Annotated in this window: 21 protein-coding genes; 3 read left to right on the forward strand and 18 right to left on the reverse strand. The window is 48.7% G+C overall.

What is annotated here, in order from left to right; translation table 11 throughout:
• Positions 1–1,288: 1,288 nt before the first annotated feature.
• The 5 genes from NT073_RS18075 to dnaK form a co-directional block, all read right to left on the reverse strand.
• Entirely contained in the window at positions 1,289–2,401 is a 1,113-nt protein-coding gene (locus tag NT073_RS18075) for a hypothetical protein (RefSeq protein WP_297376158.1), read from the reverse strand.
• 75 nt (positions 2,402–2,476) lie between these two features.
• Positions 2,477–2,980 carry a hypothetical protein gene (locus NT073_RS18080; RefSeq protein ID WP_297376161.1) on the reverse strand — a complete coding sequence of 168 codons (504 nt, stop codon included), beginning with the start codon at positions 2,978–2,980 and terminating at the stop codon, positions 2,477–2,479.
• A 100-nt stretch (positions 2,981–3,080) separates the two neighbouring features.
• A complete protein-coding gene (locus NT073_RS18085) occupies positions 3,081–3,533 on the reverse strand; it encodes a LytTR family DNA-binding domain-containing protein (RefSeq protein WP_297376164.1) in 453 nt (150 codons plus the stop codon).
• 320 nt (positions 3,534–3,853) lie between these two features.
• On the reverse strand, positions 3,854–4,189 hold the full coding sequence (locus NT073_RS18090) for a hypothetical protein (RefSeq protein ID WP_297376168.1): 336 nt from the start codon (positions 4,187–4,189) through the stop codon (positions 3,854–3,856).
• A gap of 524 nt (positions 4,190–4,713) precedes the next feature.
• Positions 4,714–6,648, reverse strand: a complete 1,935-nt coding sequence (gene dnaK, locus NT073_RS18095) for a molecular chaperone DnaK (protein ID WP_297376170.1) — start codon at positions 6,646–6,648, stop codon at positions 4,714–4,716.
• Between the two features lie 264 nt (positions 6,649–6,912).
• On the opposite strand from dnaK, the gene NT073_RS18100 reads away from it, so the two are divergent.
• Entirely contained in the window at positions 6,913–7,248 is a 336-nt protein-coding gene (locus NT073_RS18100) for a YrdB family protein (protein ID WP_297376173.1), read from the forward strand.
• 156 nt (positions 7,249–7,404) lie between these two features.
• Here NT073_RS18100 and NT073_RS18105 read toward each other — a convergent pair whose 3' ends face one another.
• A complete protein-coding gene (locus NT073_RS18105) occupies positions 7,405–7,950 on the reverse strand; it encodes a DUF937 domain-containing protein (protein ID WP_297376176.1) in 546 nt (181 codons plus the stop codon).
• 126 nt (positions 7,951–8,076) lie between these two features.
• On the opposite strand from NT073_RS18105, the gene NT073_RS18110 reads away from it, so the two are divergent.
• Complete coding sequence (locus NT073_RS18110) at positions 8,077–8,517, forward strand: nuclease A inhibitor family protein (protein WP_297376178.1); 441 nt, start codon at positions 8,077–8,079, stop codon at positions 8,515–8,517.
• Between the two features lie 85 nt (positions 8,518–8,602).
• On the opposite strand, the gene rplT is transcribed toward NT073_RS18110, so the two are convergent.
• The 8 genes from rplT to NT073_RS18150 form a co-directional block, all read right to left on the reverse strand.
• Complete coding sequence (rplT, locus tag NT073_RS18115; protein ID WP_297376181.1) at positions 8,603–8,947, reverse strand: 50S ribosomal protein L20; 345 nt, start codon at positions 8,945–8,947, stop codon at positions 8,603–8,605.
• 177 nt (positions 8,948–9,124) lie between these two features.
• Positions 9,125–9,319: a 50S ribosomal protein L35 gene (gene rpmI, locus NT073_RS18120; protein ID WP_012926783.1), complete on the reverse strand. Its 195-nt coding sequence runs from the start codon at positions 9,317–9,319 to the stop codon at positions 9,125–9,127.
• Between the two features lie 227 nt (positions 9,320–9,546).
• Positions 9,547–10,104 carry a translation initiation factor IF-3 gene (gene infC / locus NT073_RS18125; RefSeq protein WP_297376187.1) on the reverse strand — a complete coding sequence of 186 codons (558 nt, stop codon included), beginning with the start codon at positions 10,102–10,104 and terminating at the stop codon, positions 9,547–9,549.
• A 234-nt stretch (positions 10,105–10,338) separates the two neighbouring features.
• Positions 10,339–12,282: a threonine--tRNA ligase gene (gene thrS, locus NT073_RS18130; protein ID WP_297376191.1), complete on the reverse strand. Its 1,944-nt coding sequence runs from the start codon at positions 12,280–12,282 to the stop codon at positions 10,339–10,341.
• A gap of 125 nt (positions 12,283–12,407) precedes the next feature.
• The gene (locus tag NT073_RS18135) at positions 12,408–13,700 is read right to left on the reverse strand and encodes a tetratricopeptide repeat protein (RefSeq protein WP_297376194.1); all 1,293 of its coding nucleotides are present in this window, start codon (positions 13,698–13,700) and stop codon (positions 12,408–12,410) included.
• On the reverse strand, positions 13,697–14,590 hold the full coding sequence (locus NT073_RS18140; protein ID WP_297376197.1) for a class I SAM-dependent methyltransferase: 894 nt from the start codon (positions 14,588–14,590) through the stop codon (positions 13,697–13,699). Before NT073_RS18140 ends, NT073_RS18135 begins: the two co-directional genes overlap by 4 nt.
• A gap of 50 nt (positions 14,591–14,640) precedes the next feature.
• Positions 14,641–15,084 (reverse strand): EVE domain-containing protein, encoded by a 444-nt coding sequence (locus tag NT073_RS18145; protein WP_297376246.1) that lies wholly within the window; start codon positions 15,082–15,084, stop codon positions 14,641–14,643.
• A gap of 103 nt (positions 15,085–15,187) precedes the next feature.
• On the reverse strand, positions 15,188–15,763 hold the full coding sequence (locus tag NT073_RS18150) for a DinB family protein (RefSeq protein WP_297376249.1): 576 nt from the start codon (positions 15,761–15,763) through the stop codon (positions 15,188–15,190).
• Between the two features lie 368 nt (positions 15,764–16,131).
• Between NT073_RS18150 and NT073_RS18155 the strand changes: the two genes are divergently transcribed.
• A complete protein-coding gene (locus tag NT073_RS18155) occupies positions 16,132–17,628 on the forward strand; it encodes a capsule assembly Wzi family protein (RefSeq protein ID WP_297376252.1) in 1,497 nt (498 codons plus the stop codon).
• A 17-nt stretch (positions 17,629–17,645) separates the two neighbouring features.
• Here NT073_RS18155 and NT073_RS18160 read toward each other — a convergent pair whose 3' ends face one another.
• The 4 genes from NT073_RS18160 to NT073_RS18175 all read right to left on the reverse strand — a co-directional run bounded on the left by NT073_RS18160 (position 17,646) and on the right by NT073_RS18175 (position 23,735).
• On the reverse strand, positions 17,646–18,350 hold the full coding sequence (locus tag NT073_RS18160; RefSeq protein WP_297376254.1) for an ElyC/SanA/YdcF family protein: 705 nt from the start codon (positions 18,348–18,350) through the stop codon (positions 17,646–17,648).
• 91 nt (positions 18,351–18,441) lie between these two features.
• Positions 18,442–21,156, reverse strand: coding sequence for a DNA gyrase/topoisomerase IV subunit A (locus NT073_RS18165; protein WP_297376257.1), 2,715 nt, complete (start codon positions 21,154–21,156; stop codon positions 18,442–18,444).
• Between the two features lie 143 nt (positions 21,157–21,299).
• The gene (locus NT073_RS18170) at positions 21,300–22,232 is read right to left on the reverse strand and encodes a D-2-hydroxyacid dehydrogenase (protein ID WP_297376261.1); all 933 of its coding nucleotides are present in this window, start codon (positions 22,230–22,232) and stop codon (positions 21,300–21,302) included.
• Positions 22,233–22,439: 207 nt separating this feature from the next.
• On the reverse strand, positions 22,440–23,735 hold the full coding sequence (locus NT073_RS18175; RefSeq protein ID WP_297376263.1) for an acetylxylan esterase: 1,296 nt from the start codon (positions 23,733–23,735) through the stop codon (positions 22,440–22,442).
• Positions 23,736–23,783: the final 48 nt, after the last annotated feature.

Below are 23,783 nucleotides of genomic sequence, written 5' to 3' on the forward strand. Positions count from 1 at the left end.
GCCAGGCGCGTTTACGAAACGTTAACTTTTCATGGCTGTACGCTTGGCTCGCGCTGGTCCCCACAACGGCTGACTGTGCCGGGACTAGCGGCTGAACCGACCAACGCGGCTGGCTCCGTCGCATACAGAATTCATTTTCAACCAGATCTACAAACTAAGTTGTTAAGCCAGGTACACAGTTACTAAATGAGTGTACGGAAAGCCTTGCCAAAGTAGCCCGGTAGATAATAAGTCTGGTTGTATTGATTCCTTTTGTGATAATCCGGGTCTAAACCTTAGACGACCACACAGTCACTATAAACCATAAAGGGAGAGTTCTAAAACGCCTGGTTCACATTGACCAGGCGTTTTGCGATTAGATGCTCAGAGAAACTTTCCAATGCTTGAGCGCTTACTAAAAAAAGAACAACTGAATTCTAAGGCTGAAAAAATAAACTATGGCTTCTTGAAGGATGAAATGCCAGTATATGGGTCAGCCTGGTGGCGCTTTGTCCACAAGTGAATGAAGCAGTTCAAAACAAAGACCCGGTTCAGCTAATAGAGGGCGATAAGTCAGGCAGTTGCCAACACGAAAGAAAGTTTATCATACTGTGTTTGTCGAAAAATTTCTTTTCAATTTAAGGAATGAACATCGGCCCTAAGTAGATTGTGTCAGGCGAACGACCAGGTGCCCTATTCACTAACTTAATGAAGCCTTATGTTCACAACAAGCTTACTCGCGTTTCAACTTGAATGGTTTGCTCATTAATTAACCCAAATTACTATATCCTTTATATACGGGAAGGACAGTACTTTTTTACCGCTACTCAGAGTGTAATTGACACCTTCCATCGGATCGAGTTTATTACGAAAACCTTAAAGCTGTTGGTAGTTGGGGTCGTTGATCGTCAAGATGATCAGTTCAAGTGGAGTCTACCCGAAGTGGAAAAGCTCGATCATCAAGAGTCGGTAGAAACAATGCTCAAAAAGTTAAAGGCCACCAAGGTTTACCAGGCAGGCTTACGCTTGCGAGACCTAGATCCTGCGTATTTTCCTGAGCCAGTCAAGCGCTTTTGATGGATGTTCTCTTAGAGCTTTCACCACCCGTAGGCTATTCTGATTTTCCGCAGAGTCAGACAACCAAAACAACCTTAGGCGAAACACGATCAGGCTGTTAAGTGAACGAAGCTGATTGGACAGCCATCTACATACTGAACATCCTTTCGTTCGTCGAAGATTTGTCTGCTGGCTGTCAGTTTTAAAAGTTGCCTGGCACCTTCTGTAACCGGTTATTAGCTAAAATTATCCATTAAGCCATCCATCGGGAAATGTCTTCACCAATCGCTTCCCAACTTCGGCTTGACAAGAACCAGTCATGTAACACAGTACGACGTAGGTTTCCCTCCTCACTGGAGAGAAGTCCCGGATTGGCCGCCACCTCGGCTGGCTGAAATAACCCTCCCCCAGGGGGATTGACCAGCGTGGTAGGGGCGTGGCAAATCACGGCAACGCCATGAGCGGCCAAGGCGGCAAAGCTACCCGATTTATAGAGGCTATCAGCATCCTGTTTAACCACGGCTGCTTCAACCTCAAGCAAGTGAGCAGAGACCCCTTCAGCACTCAGGGCACCCAGTTGCCGCAAAAAGCCCTTGCCAAAATGGGCCTGGGCGAAGGCCGCTTCCTGTTGGCCATAGGCGTTATCTGCAGGCCCTATCGCTTGAATGTGGTGCAAATAGCCTGTTTGGTGCAGCCTCTTGATCATCGGCAGATGAGCCTGTAGAGCCCATAAACGGGTATGTGCCAATCCAAATAAAGCCCATAGGCCAGCTTGTCTTTGGCTTCTAAAGCCAGCGTCTTTGTCAATGGGAACAATGTTAGCCCCCACTAAACCAAGACGGACCCGTGTGTGGCCCAACACCGCTTCCAGATCTTTCTTCTGCCCCGTAGTCACCACCGAAATACCATCGGCCAACTCCCCCAACTGGTGAGAGGACCATTTGGCCAGTTGATTGCGTGCAATTTGATGAAACCTCATCTGAAAACTGTTGCTCCATAACTCATGGAAGAAGATAAACAGGCGGTTTTCACCATTGGCTTTCTTAAACCGACTCAGGGCCTTGATCAGCCGGATGGACAAGCCCGACTGGGCATAGGCAGTGGGGGTATAATGAATCAGTACGTCGGTGGGTCCACTTCTACTCGAAGCCTCTTGTAGAATCTGTTGCCAGTGACTGACTTTTAGAGCTTTAAAAGTGGCCTCATTTGACAATTTGGGCATATCCGCGACCCCAATGCCCACCGATTCATAAAATTGAGCGATTTTCTGGGTTGTCAGAAACGAGTAATCACTTACGCCACAAATGCCAGGAGGGGCCGTTGGCGAAATAACAATCAGTTGTCGACTCTTCGTTGAAGTATTCATACTACTTAGTTAGGGTGTGCTTACAAGTTGGGTGTGTTTGGCTTTCCCGGAGTGATGATGAGTAAGCGAGTCCAATTAACTTGCTAGGTGATCTTCAGGTGGCCGGTTAATGTACCACTCCCAATAGAGGAGACCGTACACCAACCCAATCAGACCAAAGCCGGGGGCAGTACACCAATTGGTGATAGTGGGCCATTTTACCCAATCCATGTTTGATGGCCCCCGCAATACCCAGTTAAGAACACCTCCCGTCAACACCCATACGCTGGTACTCAACAGGATAAAGACGAAAAAGGAGTGTTGTTTTTTGACAAAGGGGGCCATCACATAAATCAACAGTACCGGTATGGTATAGGGTAGCCAGTAGCCAAACACCGCCAGGGATATGAAAGCCTCGTAAAGTTGCCGTATGCGTTCCATGGGGGCGAGCGGTAAGTCCGCTATTGGTTTCAGCACTGTTCCATCAGTCTGTAAGGGACTGTCGATAAGGCTCACGGTCCCGGCATGAAACAGTAAACAAATCAGGAGAGTAGCGAACGGTCTTACTCCATAGGTTAACAGGTCTTCTTGAGTGGTCATCTTTAGTAGGATAGATTTCAACGTAGTCTTCAGCTGCTCGTTACTCGTCTTGCTCAGGTTGTCGCTTGAGTGGGGCTAACAGGGCTCGATAACCCGAGCGCTACCCGGCAGTGCCCAGATTTGACTTAACTGAAGGTCCCTTTGTCCCAGTGCTATCTGGTCTGGTTGCCCATGGCCGGACTCGGTTAAGACCAAACTTGGGCTTCTCTTCAAAAGCGGCCAGTTTAGTGCTCACTTCCTCGATCCGACGGCGAGCCACCCGGATAAGCTCACCATCGAGCAGGGTCAAGGTCATGTTCTTGGAATTGATCAAGGTCACCGTTCGTAAATAGGCGGGATTGATCAAGGCCCCCCGGTTGGCCCGTAGAAACTCAGCAAGCAGTTGATCAAACTCTTTTAGAGTTTGGCTGACCAGTAAGGGCGTCTTCTGCCCGCTTAGATGGATACGGGTATAATTCCCCTCTCCTTCCAGCCAGCGAATTTGGCCTACGGGTTGAGGAGTGCGATAGCCGGGAATGGCTAAATAGCCATTATCAAGTAGTATGGGTTTCATAGCGTTCGTTGAGTGCCGAGACCCGCATGGCGGGTGTGCGTTAGACCTAATTTTAAGTGTACTTCCTGTAAATTAACCACTTGTGACAAGGGGCAGACTTTCCTATTACCCTAGGCAAGCGCTTTCTGAGACAGCGGTAGCGTAAGAAATCCCGGCGCTGTCCGCTATGGCTACAAGAGGGCGTGTGTCGACTGTCTGAAGTCGGAAATCCAGATCGTTATGAGACAACAACCTACACCTGTTCAACATGCGGGCTGTACTTGTGTCAGCTCGCTTGGTTGCTGTCTTTGACCAGAAAACATCCATAGGCGCGAATCTGACTAGGCCAGCGAGAGCTGCCAGAATTGACCAGTATTGGGAAGGTAACGGGCTCGTATGGCTCTTAACAAGGTTAAGAGTATGACTACAGGCTGATACTGGGTCAGAGAGTGTAGGCCGTGCGAGAGAAGATTGTCTGGCAATTGAGAAGGGTGTACCGAAGGTACTGGTTTGTCAAACGGGTAATTAAGTTTAGGCAACAATTGGTAAGTGATCAGGAGTTGATCCTGGGGTTTGGTGCCGACCACCTGATACGGGAAGCCGCTTATTGGGTGAAAGTGCTGGTTATTCTGCTGGCGAAGCGTATTAAGGGTGCAATCTGTCCTTTTTAGGGTCATGTTCGTAAACAGAAAACATCTGGTGGATACCAAAGACGGCGTACTCAGGTTGCAGCAACCAGCGACGGAAGTTGGCCAAAGATGAACTTTAATTCTGTAGTAAATCTGTAGGCATTGAAGAGTATTATTGGATACGATGGCTAGAATAGAGTTTACGTGATACCCACCTATGGCTCAGTGAAAGGTAGAGCCCGCTGTCGAGTACTGGCCAGTCATAACTATAAGCTTGCCGAATCAGGAGTAGAATTCGCGCCTAGTTCGCGTAAGTGAGTGCTAAACAATGGAGACAGTTCTAGTCAGGCAAACTCTTACTTTATGAGACCTCATCTTATAAGATCATCTCACGGAGAGAACTCAAAACCTCACATTTTAGCTTAGCTTGTGAGATTTATAATAATTCAATAACTACACTTTTCCAAGAACTTTAAACACGAGACAAAGTCTTGTTTTTTTGGCTATGGCCTAATAGTAAAATAGCCCCGCTAAGTTTCCTCAGCGGGGCTATCCATCTAGTTTAATCTATATTATTTCACTTCTTCGTAAGGCACGTCCGAAACATTATCACCGGCGGGTTGGCCCTGGCCATTGGCTGAGCCGTTGCTACCATCGCCACCGAAACCGGCACCGTCCATTGGGTTGGCACCTGCGCCGTTTGTAGCGCTGTACATTTCAGTAGAAGCCGTTGTCCAAGCTGCATTCAGTCCTTCCAGTGCTTTGTCGATAGCGGCTGCGTCGCGGGCACCATGTGCGGTGCGGAGTTCAGCAAGAGCCGCTTCAATAGCTGACTTATTGCCTTCCGACAGTTTGTCGCCGTATTCTTTCAACTGCTTCTCGGTCTGGAAAATCATCGAGTCGGCCGCGTTGACTTTCTCAACAGATTCCCGCTCCGCTTTGTCGGCGGCTTCGTTGGCTTTGGCTTCTTCGCGCATCCGGTTGATTTCCGCTTCGGTCAAACCGCTCGATGCTTCAATCCGGATTTTCTGCTCTTTACCCGTGCCTTTATCTTTAGCCGTTACGTGCAGGATACCGTTAGCGTCGACGTCAAAAGTCACTTCGATTTGTGGAACACCACGGGGTGCTGGCGGAATATCCGACAAGATAAACCGACCGAGTTGACGGTTCTGAGCCGCCATTGGGCGCTCACCCTGTAAGATGTTGATCTCTACGCTTGGCTGGTTATCCGAAGCAGTCGAATACACTTCAACTTTCTTGCTTGGAATTGTCGTGTTGGCATCCACCATTTTCGTGAATACGCCACCCATTGTTTCGATACCCAGCGAAAGCGGGATAACGTCGAGTAGGAGAACGTCTTTCACTTCACCCGTTAACACACCACCCTGAATGGCAGCCCCAATAGCTACGGCTTCGTCGGGGTTAACGGCTTTGGATGGCTTCCGGCCGAACAGCTTTTCAACTTCTTCCTGTACTTTCGGAATCCGGGTCGAACCACCCACCAGAATCACTTCGTCGATCTGGCTGGCCGACAAACTCGCGTTTTTCAGAGCGCGACGGCAAGGCTCCAGACTACGCTGAATCAGTGAATCAGCTAGTTGCTCAAATTTCGCGCGGCTCAGCGTACGAACCAAGTGTTTGGGGATACCATTCACAGGCATGATGTACGGCAGATTGATTTCGGTCGAGTTCGAACTCGATAGCTCAACTTTTGCTTTTTCAGCCGCTTCTTTCAGGCGTTGCAGGGCCATTGGGTCCTGACGCAGATCAATGGCTTCATCCTTCTTGAATTCGTCGGCGAGCCAGTCGATAATTACCTGATCGAAGTCATCACCACCCAGGTGGGTATCACCATCGGTCGATTTAACTTCAAATACGCCATCACCCAATTCCAGAATCGAAATATCGAACGTACCGCCCCCGAGGTCGAATACGGCAATTTTCTGATCGTTGTTTGTTTTGTCCAGACCGTATGCCAGGGCTGCGGCTGTTGGCTCGTTGATGATTCGTTTTACGTCCAAACCGGCAATGGCACCGGCCTCTTTGGTGGCCTGACGTTCGGCATCGTTAAAGTAAGCAGGAACCGTGATAACGGCTTCCGTTACGGTTTGGCCAAGGTAGTCTTCAGCGGTCTGCTTCATTTTTTGCAGAATAAGGGCTGAAAGCTCCTGTGGCGTATATTGACGATCACCGATGCGAACGCGGGGCGTATTGTTCGGGCCGTTTTCAACGTCATAAGCGACGTTTTTAATTTCGTTCGTTACTTCGCCGTAACGTTTACCCATGAAACGCTTAATCGACGAGATCGTATTTTTGGGGTTGGTGATGGCCTGGCGTTTGGCAGGAGCGCCTACTTTGCGTTCGCCGTTGCCGTTGTCCATAAATGCGACTACCGAGGGTGTAGTCCGGGCTCCTTCGGAGTTAGGAATTACGACCGGCTCGTTGCCTTCCATCACGGCCACGCACGAGTTCGTGGTGCCTAAGTCAATACCAATAATTTTTCCCATGACTGGATTTAGTTTCTGTAAAATGCTGTGGTTGTAAACTGACAGACACAACCTATCTATCAATACAAATGCCAGCCCGAAAAATTGTTCAGTTTGCTGTCAGATTGGCAGAATAATCCAATCGACTGGGCCATCTTGACGGATAAATCTATATTCGGTTAAATTTATGGCAGTGTTTGACACCCCTAAAGCAGTAAGACCAGTGATTTTGACGCTTGCGAGCAGTCTGCTCGACTTCGCCCTGGACCCCTACCCTTTTGAGTTATGCAACTAATTAAAGTTATCCATCAATTGATCGCTTTTCTGCTTGAAATCGCCATGCTTATCTCGCTAGGCATGTGGGGATTTCACGGCGATAAATCAATCTTTGAAAAATTGTTACCCGGACTTGGACTACCTATTTTGGCGGCCGTTCTATGGGGTATTTTAGCGGCTCCCAAATCCGGCTACCGCTTGGATTTACCATACAGGTTGCTTTTCAGCTTTGCTCTTTTTTGCCTTGCCGCATTCCTGTTATATCGACTGGGTCACACAACGCTGGCCCTTACATTCGCCGGGGTAGCGATCATAAGTACTCTGCTCGAACTGGTTTTCGATTAGCTGAGTTCGGCTAGACATGCCCGACCTTGTAAATGTAATACTGGTATGGATTGTGGCACAGACCGGACATAAAAAAAGGCAGACCTTGCGGGACTGCCTTACTTAATTGCTAAGCTATTATTCAGCTTTCGAGCCTGTTTATACTTGAGCCAGCGTTTACTTACCGCCGAACAGCCCGCCCAGCATGCCACCTAGGCCACCACCGCCACTGTTGCCGCCCTGTGCAACGCGCAACAGATCATTCATATCCAATTTACCATCAGCCATCGCCGATCCGGCCATGCCCATCCAATCGACTCCCTGCTTGCCTGTAGCGGCACCCAGAATGGAGTTTCCATCAATGCTGGAATCGTTCGGATCGGCGGCTTTGTTCATTAACTTTCCCAATACCATTGGGACAACGGCACTGGCTACCGACATGGCTACCTGTGGTGATATGCCTAATTTTTCCATCAGATTCTGCTCAACATGCTGTTGGACGCCCTGCGTTACGGGACTTTGCTGAACGTTACCACCACCATTGGTAACCATACCCAGAAGACTGCCTAATCCACCACCCTGCGCTTGCTGGCCAAGACCACTCATAATGCTGCCCGCAACGGTTTGCATTACGCTATCATTCTGACTATTCGGGATGGCAGGGTTATTAATAACGGCCTGCCCCGAATGCTGCTGAACCAAATTCATTAAAGTCTCTAACATGATTTCACTCGTTTAGAAAAAAGTAAACAGGAATAGGTAATGAGGGCATCCCACCTAAAAATCATAGATCAACCAGCATACATTAAGCCAAAACGGCTAATTTTAGCTCCAATCTATTTCCCTCTTATGACGAACGAAAACTCGAAAAGTAGCGGTGATGTTTCTAAAGATACACGTTTTAGTGAGTCAGTCAGTGCCTTACTAACTGATTTACTGTATCCAAGTGAATCAGATGAGACAATAGAAATTGTTACGTGTTACCTTAAGCAGGCTGAGCCACTCAGTGTTAGTCAGATTAAAGACTGGTTGATGCTGCCTCCTTCCGTAGCTGTTGAAGAGATGCTAGAGGCTGACTTATGGGAGCCTGTCATTACCGAACAGGACTGGTACACGGCTGAAGAAAAGGACCGTACAGCCCGATTCCAAAAGCTAAAACAAGTGGTGGAAAATACATTAACGGTCCGTCAAGTGTTTCGCGTGGGAGAGGCTGAACTGGATGTGTACCTACTAGGCATTCAGGCAGACGGCGACCGGGCAGGTATCAAGACAAAAATTATACAAACGTAGAAACGGAAGCGGGGAGTGAGTAATCGGAGATTAATGGCATGGCCACTCCTATTACTCACTCCCCACTCCTACTACTTATTTCTGTTTACTTCACCTGTGCAACAACGGCAGCAAATGCTTCCGGGTGATTCATGGCCAGATCGGCCAGTACTTTGCGGTTGAGTTCGATACCCGACTTGTTGATCGCACCCATGAATGCCGAATACGACATACCATGAATACGTGCGCCAGCATTAATACGCTGAATCCAGAGAGACCGGAAATCGCGTTTTTTGGCACGACGGTCGCGGTATGAGTAACCAAGACCTTTTTCGACAGCGTTCTTAGCAACTGTCCAAACATTTTTACGCCGACCAAAATAACCTTTGGCCAACTTCATTACTTTCTTCCTGCGCGCCCGTGAGGCAACGTGATTGACGGAACGTGGCATTGTATGTTAAAAGTTTTTTGATGATCGGCGGGAGTTGAATGTATAGTGTATAATGAATAAAGTTTAACGATTACAACCGTTTTAACTATTCATTTTCCATTATTCATTATTCATTCCTCTTTAAAAGCCGGGCATCGGGTGAAACGTGAACCAGACGCAATTACGTCTTTCTTAATCCTAGACGTTCAGCAGCGCTTTGATACGACGCTCGTCTGGACCATCAACCAGCGCAGCATGTACTAAATTACGCTTCTGCTTGGTTGTTTTTTTAGTCAGGATATGACTGTGGAAGGCGTGCTTCCGCTTGATTTTTCCGGTGCCTGTCAGCTTGAAACGCTTTTTGGCAGCCGAGTTTGTTTTTACTTTTGGCATTGCAGTAACCCGCTTTGTACGGAAATTTAAGTAAACAGGCCGCAAAGATACGAAAAAGTCAGCACATCACGTAGGCTGCGCCAAGATTTGTGTAGCCTTTACAACCGACATAACAAATCCCCTGCAAAAAGCAATCTCAGAAATTGCTGTTAACAGGGGATTGATCAACACTATTAGTAGCTTATCCGGCAAAGGAATGATCTCCTTACGTCAGCAAGCACACATGACTATTTTTTGGGCGTCACTACCTTAGGCGAAAGGAACATACTCATTCGTTTACCTTCCAGCTTTGGTTCAGCTTCAATCTTACCGTAATCTTCCAGTCCTTTCGAAAAACGTTCCAGCAGTTGGAAGCCCCGATCTTTGAAGACGATGGCACGGCCAACGAACTGTACATAGGCTTTTACCTTCGCTCCTTCTTTCAGGAAGTTAATGGCGTGCTTCAGTTTGAACTCAAAGTCATGGTCATCGGTATTCGGACCGAATCGTATTTCTTTGATGACGACTTTAGTGGCATTAGCCTTAATTTCTTTCTGCTTTTTTTTCTGCTCGTACTTGAACTTGGAGTAGTCTACAATACGGCAGACAGGCGGCACCGCGTTGGGCGACACCTCTACGAGGTCAAGGTTCTGCGCTTTGGCCATTGCCTGCGCTTTATTGGTCTCGTAGATTCCCTGCTCTACATTTTCGCCGACTACCCGCACTTCGCGAGCCAGGATGCGCTCATTAACTTTGTAGGGTTCTTCAACCACACGACGGGGTGGTCTCCGCTGGGGTAATGCCATAAATTGTGTTTAGTGTGCTATTTTACTTCGTTTGGAAAACGTACTGTGGCTCAAAAAGTTCGGGAATCTATCGAAAATACTCGTTCGCTGCAAGTTTGTGCTTAAAAGTTGGTAAGTCAGTAAGCGGCTACGCCCAAGTCAGTAAGTCGGTAAGTGGCTGGCGCCAGAAGTATTTATATGCGTGAACTACTTACTGACTTAGGCACAGCCGCTTACTGACTTATCAACTTATTACTACACGGCTACTTCACGTTTAAACGTTTGTATGAAGTCGGCAATGGGCATGCTACCCAGATCGCCCTGCCCTTTGCGCCGAACAGACACCGCTCCTTCAGCAGCTTCTTTTTCGCCAACAATCAGCATGTACGGTACTTTGTTGACTTCCGCATCTCTAATCTTGCGGCCGATTTTCTCATCGCGTAAGTCGACAAAACCCCGAATGTCGTTTTCCTGTAAGCTGAAGAACAGGTCATTGGCGTAGTCTTCGTATTTTTCAGAAATCGGCAGGATCGCAATCTGATCGGGGGAGAGCCAAAGCGGAAAATTACCGCCCGAGTTTTCGATAAGAATGGCGATAAACCGTTCCATTGACCCGAACGGTGCCCGGTGAATCATAACTGGCCGGTGCTTCTGGTTATCGGCACCAATGTATTCCAGCTCGAACCGGTTGGGCAGGTTGTAATCAACCTGGATAGTTCCTAACTGCCATTTCCGCCCAAGGGCATCCCGCACCATAAAATCAAGCTTCGGTCCGTAGAAAGCGGCTTCACCCAACTCCGTTACGGTTGGCAAGCCTTTTTCGGCAGCGGCTTCAATAATCGCCGATTCCGCTTTTTCCCAGAGGTCGTCCGAGCCAATGTATTTGGTTTTATTTTCGGGGTCGCGAAGGGAAATCTGGGCGCTGTAATCCGAGAAGCCTAGCGTATTGAATACGTACAGCACCAGGTCGATTACCTTCATAAATTCTTCTTTCACCTGATCGGGGCGGCAGAAGATGTGAGCATCGTCCTGCGTAAAACCCCGTACCCGTGTCAGACCATGTAATTCGCCCGATTGCTCATACCGATACACCGTTCCGAATTCGGCTAACCGCAAGGGCAGATCGCGATACGAACGGGGTTTGGTTTTATAGATTTCGCAGTGGTGCGGGCAGTTCATGGGTTTAAGCAAAAACTCCTCATTCGGGTCGGGGGTTCGGATGGGCTGAAACGAATCTTCCCCGTATTTCTCCCAGTGGCCCGAGGTCACGTACAACTGCTTACTACCAATATGGGGCGTCACAACGGGCGAATACCCCGCCCGGACCTGTGCTTTCCGCAAAAAATTCTCCAGCCGTTCGCGCAGCACGGTGCCTTTGGGAAGCCACAATGGCAGACCTGCGCCTACTTTTTCAGAGAAGGCGAATAGCTCCAGTTCCTTACCTAGTTTGCGGTGGTCACGTTTTTTGGCTTCTTCCAGCAAAAACAGATAGTCGTCGAGCTCTTTCTGCTTCGGATAGGTTACCGCATAGATACGGGTTAGCTGCTTGTTCTTTTCGTTGCCTCGCCAGTAGGCACCGGCCACGTTCATGAGCTTGGCCGCTTTGATGAAGCCCGTATTCGGGATGTGTGGTCCACGACAGAGATCAGTAAAATCGCCTTGGGTGTAAAACGTGATCGTTCCATCATCCAGCCCTTCCAGCAAATCGAGTTTGTAAGGGTCGCCTTTTTCGTCGAAATAGGCAATGGCGTCGGCTTTGCTTATCGGTTTACGGATGTACTGCTGTTTCTGGCGGGCCAGTTCGAGCATTTTGTCTTCAACCTTCTTAAAGTCTTCCTGCGAAAATGGCTGGCCACCCAGGTCAACATCATAATAGAATCCCGTCTCGATGGCAGGTCCGATACCGAATTTCACACCCGGATACAGCGATTCGAGGGCTTCAGCCAGTAAGTGAGCCGACGAATGCCAGAACGTTGCTTTCCCTTCGGCGTCATTCCAGGTCAAAAGCTGAACACTGGCATCTACGTCGATGGGCCTAGTGGCATCCTGAACGACACCATTTACTTTGGCAGCCAGCACATTGCGCGCCAACCCTTCACTAATTTTTGTAGCAATATCCAACCCGGTACTACCTTTGGGATACTCCCGAACGCTGCCGTCCGGCAACGTCACGCGGATTTGTTCGTCCTGCGCAATCATACGTTTACACTCATTTATTTGTGGGCACCCGCAGCCTACCTACAACTGTAGGCTACTTAATCAATATACGCTATACCTGCAATCTATGCCTGTAAGAAGGGCTATAGCATACATTATAAATGTATTTATTTGTTAATTGGTTTAACGGTTCGCTGCAGCGAATCGCCGGCATTGGTTGTTACGCGTGCTTTTGGCGGAATGGTTGAAATACGTACCCGCGTGGTATCGATTTCGGTCCGGTTTCGACTCTGACTTGATGATTTACCAGCCGTATCCGACAAAAATAAGGAGTTATATGAGTTTTGCGAATACTGCCTCCGCTGAGAACGCCACAAACCCGCAGCGGCCTGCCTGTCGGCAATGTTCAGCTGGGTTGCTTTGGTGTAGGCAGCTATGGCCAGATCATATTGACCCATCTGCTCGTGGCAGTAGCCAATGTAGGTATCAATCCGCGGGAACTGAGGCCGTAACTCCTGCACTCGCTGGTAATTGTTTAGGGCTGCGTAGTAGTTCCGAAACTTCTGATTGATCAGCCCCATCTGAAAATAGGCTTGATAATACCCCGGCTGTACCTTCATTGTTTGCTGATAATAGACAATGGCACTATCGAGCTTACCCTCCGTGTGGTAAATAAGCCCGCGACCGTAATATAAGCGGGGGTTATTCGGAAAGTAACGTAACGCCTGGCCATTATAAACCAAAGCAGAGTTGAGATCACCCGTGGTGCGGTAGATGGACGCCAGTTGGTTGTACGTTTCCAGATATCGGGGTTTCAGGCGGAGTGAATGCTGATACAAGGCTAAAGCTTGTGTTGTATCCCCTTGCCGAGCAGCCATCAGCCCTTTGTAGAAGTAAGCTTCGCCATCGTAGGGCGCCATTTGCAGCGCTTTGGCTACGTAGAGTTTTGCTTTATCGAACTGATTCTGCCGTTGCAATAAATCGCCCTGTAATGTGTATAATTCGGGGGTGTCGACGCCCAGAATCTCGGCCCGCTGCGCATTCTGAAGTGCTTTGGCTGGCTGTTGTAAAGCCCTTAACACTTGTGCGCGGGTCAGGTAATACGTCCCCAAATTATCATTCCGGCTGATGGCCTCGTCAATGTCAGCCAATGCCTCATTCAACCTGCCCATAGCCAGCAGGATTACAGCCCGCTTGGCGTAGGCAGATGCCGGTGACGACTGGTTGATGGCTAGTGTCAGTGCCCGCAAAGCGCCTTCAATCCGGCTGCTGTCGCCCGGCTTTGGGTAGTCCGGTATGCGAGCCGACTGCCGGTCATCGCTACTGCAGGCGACTACTAAGCCTAAAACGGCCAGCGATAAAACGAAAGAGCGAACGAATGAAAGGCTGAAAGAGCGAATTCCAGCTGGGATAAAACGCTCTTTCAGTCTTTCATTCGTTCGCTCTTCACTATTTTTCATGATGCAAATCGGTAAAATACGCCTAATGGAAGCCGCTTCTGGTAATTATCCTGCATGAACAGTTCCCCCCACTCCGGATTGGGTATGCTGCCAAAGACCTGATTCATCAGGTTGTCGAGGATGAGCGACGAAAAACCCAGCGAGTACAAATTTATGATAAAGAAAAAGTCTTCCCGCTCCAGCAGATCGGCACAGGACTTAAGCAAGTCATTGAGGTGTTCTTCGAGTACCCATTTCTCGCCATCCGGACCACGCCCATATGCGGGCGGATCAAGAATAATGCCGTTATACCGGTTTCCCCGACGAACTTCCCGACGAACAAACTTCACTGCATCTTCAACTACCCAGCGAATGTTGTCTAACTCACTATGATCCATATTCTCACGAGCCCAGCTGATGACTGGTTTCACGGCGTCGACGTGGGTAACATCAGCACCGGCTTGGCGGGCGGCCAGGGAAGCCCCACCCGTGTAGGCAAACAGATTCAGGAATTTAGGCCGGGCGACATTGGCCGAAATCGCTTTTATTTTGTCATGAATGTATAACCAGTTATCGGCCTGTTCGGGAAAAAGCCCAACATGCTTAAAGGTTGTTAGAGCCAGTTTGAACTTCAGTTTTAACCCGCCCTGTTGAAAGGATACATACCAAGGGTCGTGCATGTCGGGGGCTGTTTGCCAGTCGCCCCGTTCGGGTGATTGCCGATCCCGCCGAAAAACAGCGTGTGCACGGCGTTCCCAATCAGTATCGGTCAGCGATTTATCCCAAATAGCCTGGGGTTCAGGGCGTGCCAAAACATAGGCTCCGAAGCGTTCGAGCTTCTGAAAATTACCCGAATCGATAAGCTCGTAATCTGCCCAGGGTGAAGGAGTAATTATCCGAATGTCAGCCATAGTTTAATAAATGAAAATGCAGCGGTATGAACGAAGATTACGCTCATTGATTATGGTTCACTCGTCACCCTTACTTCTTCACGAGTTGCCTGACCCATTTTCAGAATTAACTCAAACTCGTCGGCACGAACGGGCATAACCGACAGACGGGATTGTTTAATTAAGCTTATGCTTGCCAACATAGGCTCGGCTTTGATGTGCGCCAGCGTAACGGGCTTTTCGAAGGCCATGACCGGTTCGAGTTCAACAGCCACCCAGCGCGGATCTTCCGGCACGGTCGGATCCTGAAAGTGGCTCCGTACCACGGTAGCTAACCCAACAACGGCAGGACTGGTGACACTATGATAAAACAATACCTGATCGCCGATCGACATGCCTTTCAGGTTGTTGCGTGCCTGGTAATTGCGAACACCATCCCAAGTAGCACGACCTTGTTCAATGAAATGATGCCACCCGTACGTATCGGGTTCAGATTTGACGAGCCAGTAGTTCATGTAGTGAAGTAGGTGAAAGTAGTCAAATGAGTGGAATAGAAGTGTAATCCGTTGGTTAAAACTCACTCCACAAATTCCACTTACTCCACTAGTACACTACCTGTCAATAATAATCGTCGTGCTCATGGCCGCTGCCGAAAGGCGAGCCATATTCATCGATATCGTCATCTTTGTACCGAGAACCCGCGCTTTTGTAGCTTAAGGCCTTCTGAATGATCATTATTTGTCCGGTATGGTACATATCATGGTTGATAATACCATGTAGCATATCGTAGTATGTATAATCCCGACCCGGTACGATGTCTTCCAGAAACTCATCATCATCCCGTTTATCGAGTTCGTTAATAAGTTCTTCCTGGCTTAAGCTCAGCTCCATTTCGAGAGCTTCCCATTCGAAATCGTCAATTTTATCAGGTAACGCTCCGAAGTTTTTGTCGGGGGTTATAATATCAAATGTTTCGTCGCCCTGCATTTTTTTGACGCAGAATATCCGCCAGCTGGTCATGTGAAAAACCAGTTCAGCAATACTGTGGGTGTTTGGCGCTATCCGTCGCCCGGCCATATCTGGGGTTACACCCCGAAGGACATCAACTACCGAAGGACCATGCCAGGCTTCTTCACCTTCATATGTCGTATTCAATAAGTCGATGATTCGGATTAATTCATCGTTAGGGATCATAACAATTTTGTCATAGGGTTTGCTGACTATTCAGACAAGCGTTTTTGCCTTCATTACTCAGCAACGTCTATCGTATAACGTCAATTTAACTATACTTTACGGAGCTCTTGTTTTGGGCAGACCGGGAGATGATCAATTTGTTCGAAAGAAAGCCCTGTCTGTTCTGGAAAACAAACCACAAAGGTAAGGCAATATCAATGGCCTTGCGAAAAACTGCCAACACTTTTACCGAACGCATCCAGAGAAATACCCCAATTCGATACTCTACGCCGAAAAAAATGGCATGTTTTATGTAACACTTAAAGCAAATCATTCTACAAACGCATCCGTATCAACACTAATATGTCTCTTGGGAAGACAGCCCGTTTATGGTTTATACTCGTTTAGTTTTACTTTTTATCGGTTGTATACTGGTTTACCAGGGCTTTGGTCAGCTGAGCAAACCGGTACGGTACCGCACTGAACTTGGCAGCTATTTTGCCACATCGGGTGAAACACCGTTCTGGCTCAGGGCAAACCAGTACGGAATTGTTCCGAAAGAAGCAGCTCTAATGACCTTGCGGCAAGCTGTTTGGGTCGACTATCATGATTCCCCCAAAACAAAACTTGACAGTTTACGAGCAGCAAATCGGCAGATTGACTGGGGCTGGGGGGGCGAAGCCATCTTCAACGCCGGGTATACCTATAAACTGCTTATACCGGAAGCGTACGTAAAGGTCAAATTTGGAAAGGCACTGGAAGCCTGGGCGGGTAGGCGACGGGAAATTATTGGCCTTGTCGACTCAACGCTTACCTCCGGTTCGTATGCCTGGTCGGGGAATACCCTGCCCATGCTCAAAGTGCAACTGGCAGTTACCGAGTACTTACCGCGCAACGCCTTAATCGGCTTTAAAGGATTCTATGCACACGGCTGGTTTGAAGAAGAACGATTCATTAACAATGTCATGCTTCATCAAAAAGCGCTCTATGGACGGTTTGGAAAGCCTAACTGGCGGCTCAAACTATACGGGGGAATCAACCACCAAGTCATGTGGGGCGGTAATACCGAACGACTGCCGGGATCGGTTATTAAGAATAACCAGTTACCTAATCGTTTCAGCGATTACATTGATGTGATTACCGCCAGTTCTCTTGGCAACCGCAGTACTATCGACACGAATCGCGTCAGTTCGTTTGACAGGGAAAACCGTATCGGCAATCACCTCGGAACCGTAGACCTTGGCATTGAGTATGTGGCTCGTAATGTATCCATTTTCGCTTATAGACAAAATATTTATGAAGATGGCTCCCTTTTTTATCTGACCAATATCCGTGACGGCCTGAATGGGATACGATTCCGCAATCGGCGACCGGTTAACCGAACTGGCATACAGCTTGAACAGGTTTTGCTGGAATATTTATATACCCAAAGTCAAGGGGGGGATTTGTTTCTGGAGAATGCAATGCAACGGGGACGAGACAATTATTTCAATCATTCCCAATATCAGGATGGATGGTCACGCTTTGGCCTGACAATGGGGACTCCATTCATAACGCCTACGCAAGATAATCTCAGCGAATTGCCTCAGTATGGCTTCACCAATAACAATCGGGTTGCGGTCATACACATTGGGTTGTCAGGTCAGGCTTACGACTTTTTACGCTTTCAAGCCAAAGCATCCTACAGTGAAAATCTGGGAACGTATGTGCTGCCCTTTGCAACAAAAGTTCGACAGTTTTCGGCCGTTCTTAATCTTTCGGCGCCCTTCCAGATCCTAAATGGAATAACTGGTAGCGCTTCGATAGCTGCCGATATTGGCGATCTCTACACCAAAAACATCGGATTTTACGTAGGTATTCGAAAGGAAGGGAAAAGCCGGAAGTAGAAAAGGGCGTTTTGCCCTCAGGAATTACGCTTCCGCTCCCAGTTACCTTTTTCGGGCTGGGGACGAAGCAGGTACACGTCGAGGAGTGCATAGGGCCGAGCGAGGTACTCCCGAATCAGCGTACGGAATGAGTACCCGTCAGGTACATCCTGAGCGGCAAAGGCAATAGCTTCCATCCCCTCGTGGTTACCAATATAGAGGGCCCGTGCATTGTGGAAGTTTTGGGAAATAATCGTAATCTTTTCCTGATTAAATACATCCTTGCAGCGTACGACCGAATCGAAAGTCCGGTAACCGGCATAATCAAGCGTCATTACTGACGCCGGAATCCCCAGTTTAACCAATGCGCGCTGCATATCGACGGGTTCGTTGTAGTATTCTGAGTCATTATTACCGCTCAGAATAAGGTATTTCACTTTCCCCTCTTTCCAAAGACGGGCAGTGGCCTCCATTCGATACCGAAAGAACAGATTTTCTTTACCCGTTCGAACAAACTTGCTGGTTCCCAGTACCAGCCCCACGTCATTGGCGGGTAACTCGTGAATGTCAAAATAAATCTGGTTTCGGGTATTATAAACGACCCACCAGTTGCTAACCAGCACTACGGTCGCCCCGATAAACACCAAAGCAATTGTCAATTTAATAACACGCTTGACCGCACGGACTCCAGCCGCTTCGCGGGGCATGTCGTTACTGTAGTCCGTTGCCAAGGTCGTATTCATTTAAAAAGGGCTTAAATGGGTCTCCTTACCATGCCTATATCGTCTTGGTTGTAGGCCACAGGTGCGGCCTACAACTTAAAGTTCATCATTTTTAAGAGAATAAGCCCAACTGTATCGACTCTTTCTCTTCAGCCTCCGGAGCGGTTACAGGATCAGTAACTGCAACCAGTTCAGGAGAAACAGGTTCTTTAACAATCTTTGGGGCCAGCAATTTAACGTCTTTGACTTTGGCAAAAGGCAGTTTGTTGCCGAGCGCCTTCCAACCCCGAATATCAATAAAGCCTTCCGGCTCCAGCACCATCTTTTCAAGTGGTCCCCGGTCTTTCACCTGATGAGTGATCTCGATTCGGGGATATCTATCAGCGGTTACAGCCAGGTTTTTCGATCCTTTTGCGTCACCAATGAAATTAAACTTCTTATCGATGGTCGTTGTCTCAACTTTAAAGCGCTTCACATACCAGGCCTTCTGGTTAGCTTCGTAATACACAGATGACAATACCGTGTCGTGTTCGAACTTGACCAGAATAGCGATCTCGTTAGGCTCGTACCGATTTGTCAGGTCGAAACTCGTCAGTTCATACAGACCGTCTTTATAAACGACCAGTATACAGTCTTTCGCATCGAAGTTGCCCAATAATCGACCGCGCTCATCCCGGTTAAGTCGCCCCAGGTGCTCATCATACCAGATATCAACACCGCCCAGGGTAGATACGCCACCCGATTTTTGGGTTATTTTCCGGACGGGGTACTTGGTTAAAATATTTCCCTGAGCCGACCGGTTTTTAATACCTACGGAAGCAAAGTCAAAATCAAATTGTTTGATCTTCGCTGTGCACTGAGCCGTCAGGTTTATCGTGATAACCTCAGCCTCTCCATTATCGTTGGCACTAAAGTAGGTTAGCTTGGATTTCGGATTACCCATTGTCAGGTCATACTCCCGATCACGCGTGACACCCGTAACCGGAAAACGCTTGGCCATGGATATGCCGGATTTCCCATCCAGATAAACCAGGTTGTAAATTTTCCGCTCGTCGTTCTTCTTGAACACCGAAACATGTACAATATCCTTGCCGACAAATACTTTTTCCGCAATTTTAACGACCATACACTTTCCATCCCGCCGGAAAATAATAATGTCGTCGATATCGGAGCAGTCGCTGACGTATTCATCTTTTTTCAACCCATAGCCAATAAATCCGCCTTCGCGGTCGACATACAGCTTTTGGTTGGCAGCGGCTACTACACTGGCGGCAATGGTATTGAACGCCCGGATTTCCGTTTTGCGCTCACGGCCTTTGCCGTATTTCTTTTGCAGGTCTTTATAATAGGCGATAGCAAACCGCGTGATGTTGGCCAAGTTATCCTCGGTTTCAGCTAGTTCCTGCTCCAGCCGACGCATCAGCTCTTCAGCCTTGAACCCATCGTATTTGGAAATCCGTTTAATTTTGATTTCCGTCAACCGGATGAGATCGTCCTGAGTGATGACGCGATAAAATAGCTTTTTGTGCGGTTTAAGCGCCTTGTCGATCGCTTCGAGAACAGCTTCAAAGGTTTCGCACTCCTCAATTTTGCGATAAATTCGGTTTTCGATGAATATCTTCTCCAGCGAGCTGTACAGCAAGCGCTCCATCAACTCACTACGCCGGATCTCAAGCTCACGTTGCAGCAAATGCACCGTTTGGTGCGTGTTAACCCGTAGAATATCCGTTACACTAACAAAATGCGGTTTATCGCCGATAATGACGCAGGCATTCGGCGAAATAGACACCTCACAGTCGGTAAAGGCATATAATGCGTCGATGGTCACATCGGGCGAAACACCGGGTTGTAAATGAACCAGAATCTCGACGTCTTTAGCGGTGTTATCGACAACAGCTGCCACGTTGCGACTGGGTGCCTTGATGCGAATTTTCCCTAACTCAGCCGCTTTAACAATCGAGTCGATCAACTGTGAGGTTGTCACGCCATACGGCACATCGCGAATGGCGAGGACTTTTTTATCGACCTCTTCAATTTTGGCCCGAACCCGGACCTTGCCACCCCGGTGCCCGTCGTTGTAGTTGCTGACGTCGATCAGGCCTCCCGTCTGAAAATCCGGGAAGAGCGATACGGGTTTGTCTTTAAGGATGTTTATAGACGCATCAATGAGCTCATTGAAGTTGTGAGGCAGTATCTTCGTCGATAGGCCTACGGCAATTCCTTCAACACCCTGCGCCAGTAACAGCGGAAATTTAACAGGAAGGGTTATTGGCTCCCGTTTGCGACCATCGTAAGACAGTTGCCACTCCGTGGTTTTGTCGTTGTAAATGGCGTCCTGTGCAAACTTGGACAGCCGTACTTCAATATAACGCGGGGCAGCGGCACCATCGCCGGTCCGAACATCGCCCCAGCTACCCTGCGTATCAAACAACAGTTCTTTCTGACCGATGTTGACCAGCGCTTCGCCGATGGATGCATCGCCGTGGGGGTGAAACTGCATCGTTTGCCCGATAACATTGGCCACCTTGTTAAAGCGACCATCATCCATCTCTTTCAGCGCATGAAGAATCCGGCGCTGAACAGGCTTTAGTCCATCTTCTACTGCGGGTACTGCCCGTTCGAGGATGACGTACGATGCATAATCAAGAAAGTAATTTTCGTATAAGCCCGACACGACCGTCTGGTCGTGCAGCACTTCAGTTTTCGTGTTAATTGGTTGCTCTTCCGGTACAAGGTCGTCAGTCAGGTCGGTGCCTTCGGCAGATGGGTTAACCTCTGGCTGTTGATTATCGTCCTCTAGCGGTTGTTCATTTTCTTCGTTTATCATTGACTTGCTTCAGGAACTATTCCACTGGATAAGTACGCAGATTAGTCAAACAGTATACCACGTATTCGACTCCTTAAATATACAAAAAAAAGTTGAAAAATGGGCATATTCAAGCCAAAAAGGGCAATTCGGCCCACTTTTGCTTAGTAGCCGCGTCCCAGTTCAACGGCGTCTTTCAACGATTCACCAGCCTGAAAACGGGCCAGATTTTTGAGAAACTGAACCACTTTACCCGCGTCTTCGTCCGGCTGTCCCCCACCAGTATGCTGCGTTAGCAACACGTTTGACATCGTCCACAATGGGCTGTCTGTTGGTAAAGGTTCCTTATCGGTTACATCCAGCACAGCCCCCCCAAGATGACCTGATTGTAAGGCCTTGATTAAAGCTGATTCGTCGGTGGTAGTTCCCCGGCCAACGTTGGCATATAAACTACCGGGACGCATGGCCTTAATTACTTCTTCGGAGACAAATCCTTTGGCTGTTCCGGGCAGGCAGTTAATGACAATATCGGTCTGTGGCAGTTCGGCAATTAGCTCCTCGGCGGAATGTAAGTCAGCATGGGGATCGGTGCGAGCCAGCAGTTTAATGATACACGAAAAGCCGGTAAGCATTTGCCGGACCGCCTGCCCGATAGTACCGGTTCCCAGAATAACGACCCGCTTGTGCGATAACAGGTTGGTATTGGAACGAATGGGAGCCCCAACCCAGTCCGATCGCTGTTGTAAAAGCGTTAATTCAGGAATGCATCGGTAAACTGCCAGAATACCGGCCAGCATGGTTTCCGCACAGGGACGGGCAAAGTAATCGCCCATATTCGCAATAGCGGCCTGTACCTGAACATGTTTATAACCATCGAATCCGGCGGAGTCGAGCTGCCAGAATTTGAGGACAGGTAGCGGCTCGGTAAACCAGGCGGCAGGCGGATTGCCCAAGATAAAGTCGGCCGACCGAAAGGCTGCCTGCTGGTTTTCTTCCGGTAAGTCCTGTTTGAAGACAGCGGTTATACCAGTTGGTAGCTGTTGCAGTAAGCTGTCTTTAAGGGTATCGTTGAGAGCGGGGTTGACGAAGAGTTGCATACTATATGTACAGAAAATCGGGGTTTTTGGTTGCGTACGTTCATGGCAGGGCTAAAAAGTCACGGCCTGAAAACTATACGTCTTCAGTTTTGCATGAAATGACCGTTTTCAACCTGCACAGTTGGTCTGTAGCCTGGACGTAGCCGTCGAGGTAAGATAGACCTCACTTATCCCGGACGTAGCCGTCCAGGCTACAGACTGACTTCGTTATTTCTGGCCTTTTAACTGGCCAAGCAGCCAGCTGGTCATTTTTTCGGTTTGCTCCGGATACGTCCAGTGGCCGGTATCAAGAAACAGGGTGTCAAGGTTTTTGGGGCCGGGAATGACGTTATAAGCGGCATACATGGATGTGGGTGGACAGGTCTCGTCGTTGAACCCCCAGGAATAGTAGCCCGGCACGTTTACCTGCCGTGCGAAATTGACCACATCGTAATAACCGACGGTTTTGATCCGGTCGGGTTTGTTGTTATAGGCCAGATTATCGCCAGCGAACAGATGCGGCCAGCCACCGGCGCGTCCATTGAGGTAACCGGTCACATCGCTCAGGGCAGGGTAATAGGCACCCAACCACTTGATTCTGGAATCCAGACCAGCCGTCACGATACTAAGCGCCCCGCCCTGGCTACCGCCCGTAACCGCCATATTCTGACCGTCATACTGCGGCATACTCGCCAGGAAATCGACCGCACGTACACAACCCAGATAAACCCGTTTGTAATAATAGCGGTCTTTATCATCCAGATTGGCAGCCTGGTAGCCATTCAGCGGGCCCCGGCTCAGGTTATCGTACACGGCGGGGTCCATGGTTACGGGAACGCCATGAATACCCACTTCGAGTGTAATAAATCCTTTGTCGGCTTCGGCAATCATACCCCCGTAGGGACGAACACCAGCGCCCGGAACCCGAAGTATAGCCGGGTATTTACCTTCGTTTTTCGGAATGCATAAAATCCCGTAAAAGCGCGAGTTGTTGATGTTCTGCAAGTTGAGCTGATACACGTTCGTCAGCTCAGTACACCGTTCGGGCAGCAAGGTCATGCGGGCATCTAAAGGAACTTTAGCCAGATCGGCCTTAGCCTTATCCCAGAAGGCCTTGAAGTCGGCGGGATAGGTCACCGTTGGTTTAATGGTCAGTGGCTCGAAGCCAGCCGTCGTTAGCCCCCGGTACTCCTTTCCGTCGAGTTCAACGGTGGCGATGCAACGTAGAAAACCGGCGGTTTTCATTGTCCCGCCATCCAGCGCAAGGGTGCCCTCTTTTAGCGTGACTGTTTCCTTTTTAGTGGGCTCCATTTTTTCCGGTCCGATCTCGTACCGAAGTTTAGCGCCCCGAAGCAGTACGTTGTTCCGGTAAACGGAAATATTGAATTTGACCGGTTCGCCGGTTTTATAGAGCCAGTCGGCATGATCAGGCGTAACGAGGACTTTAACTAGCCGTTCGACAGGCTGAGCCAGCCCAATCTGAACCCAAATGAGGAGCAGGCCGGGCAGTAGTAGTTTTTTCATGGATGATAGATTGCAGATTTATTCGTTCATCCAGACAAAGCACCTGCA

The organism is Spirosoma sp. (genome assembly GCF_026391055.1).
GTDB lineage: Bacteria > Bacteroidota > Bacteroidia > Cytophagales > Spirosomataceae > Spirosoma.

What these genes read in the sequence shown, in the direction of transcription:
- NT073_RS18075 (WP_297376158.1), bottom strand. Translation starts at nt 2,401, where the DNA reads ATGAATACTTCAACGAAGAGTCGACAACTGATTGTTATTTCGCCAACG.
- NT073_RS18080 (WP_297376161.1), bottom strand. Translation starts at nt 2,980, where the DNA reads ATGACCACTCAAGAAGACCTGTTAACCTATGGAGTAAGACCGTTCGCT.
- NT073_RS18085 (WP_297376164.1), bottom strand. Translation starts at nt 3,533, where the DNA reads ATGAAACCCATACTACTTGATAATGGCTATTTAGCCATTCCCGGCTAT.
- NT073_RS18090 (WP_297376168.1), bottom strand. Translation starts at nt 4,189, where the DNA reads ATGACCCTAAAAAGGACAGATTGCACCCTTAATACGCTTCGCCAGCAG.
- dnaK (WP_297376170.1), bottom strand. Translation starts at nt 6,648, where the DNA reads ATGGGAAAAATTATTGGTATTGACTTAGGCACCACGAACTCGTGCGTG.
- NT073_RS18100 (WP_297376173.1), top strand. Translation starts at nt 6,913, where the DNA reads ATGCAACTAATTAAAGTTATCCATCAATTGATCGCTTTTCTGCTTGAA.
- NT073_RS18105 (WP_297376176.1), bottom strand. Translation starts at nt 7,950, where the DNA reads ATGTTAGAGACTTTAATGAATTTGGTTCAGCAGCATTCGGGGCAGGCC.
- NT073_RS18110 (WP_297376178.1), top strand. Translation starts at nt 8,077, where the DNA reads ATGACGAACGAAAACTCGAAAAGTAGCGGTGATGTTTCTAAAGATACA.
- rplT (WP_297376181.1), bottom strand. Translation starts at nt 8,947, where the DNA reads ATGCCACGTTCCGTCAATCACGTTGCCTCACGGGCGCGCAGGAAGAAA.
- rpmI (WP_012926783.1), bottom strand. Translation starts at nt 9,319, where the DNA reads ATGCCAAAAGTAAAAACAAACTCGGCTGCCAAAAAGCGTTTCAAGCTG.
- infC (WP_297376187.1), bottom strand. Translation starts at nt 10,104, where the DNA reads ATGGCATTACCCCAGCGGAGACCACCCCGTCGTGTGGTTGAAGAACCC.
- thrS (WP_297376191.1), bottom strand. Translation starts at nt 12,282, where the DNA reads ATGATTGCGCAGGACGAACAAATCCGCGTGACGTTGCCGGACGGCAGC.
- NT073_RS18135 (WP_297376194.1), bottom strand. Translation starts at nt 13,700, where the DNA reads ATGAAAAATAGTGAAGAGCGAACGAATGAAAGACTGAAAGAGCGTTTT.
- NT073_RS18140 (WP_297376197.1), bottom strand. Translation starts at nt 14,590, where the DNA reads ATGGCTGACATTCGGATAATTACTCCTTCACCCTGGGCAGATTACGAG.
- NT073_RS18145 (WP_297376246.1), bottom strand. Translation starts at nt 15,084, where the DNA reads ATGAACTACTGGCTCGTCAAATCTGAACCCGATACGTACGGGTGGCAT.
- NT073_RS18150 (WP_297376249.1), bottom strand. Translation starts at nt 15,763, where the DNA reads ATGATCCCTAACGATGAATTAATCCGAATCATCGACTTATTGAATACG.
- NT073_RS18155 (WP_297376252.1), top strand. Translation starts at nt 16,132, where the DNA reads ATGGTTTATACTCGTTTAGTTTTACTTTTTATCGGTTGTATACTGGTT.
- NT073_RS18160 (WP_297376254.1), bottom strand. Translation starts at nt 18,350, where the DNA reads ATGAATACGACCTTGGCAACGGACTACAGTAACGACATGCCCCGCGAA.
- NT073_RS18165 (WP_297376257.1), bottom strand. Translation starts at nt 21,156, where the DNA reads ATGATAAACGAAGAAAATGAACAACCGCTAGAGGACGATAATCAACAG.
- NT073_RS18170 (WP_297376261.1), bottom strand. Translation starts at nt 22,232, where the DNA reads ATGCAACTCTTCGTCAACCCCGCTCTCAACGATACCCTTAAAGACAGC.
- NT073_RS18175 (WP_297376263.1), bottom strand. Translation starts at nt 23,735, where the DNA reads ATGAAAAAACTACTACTGCCCGGCCTGCTCCTCATTTGGGTTCAGATT.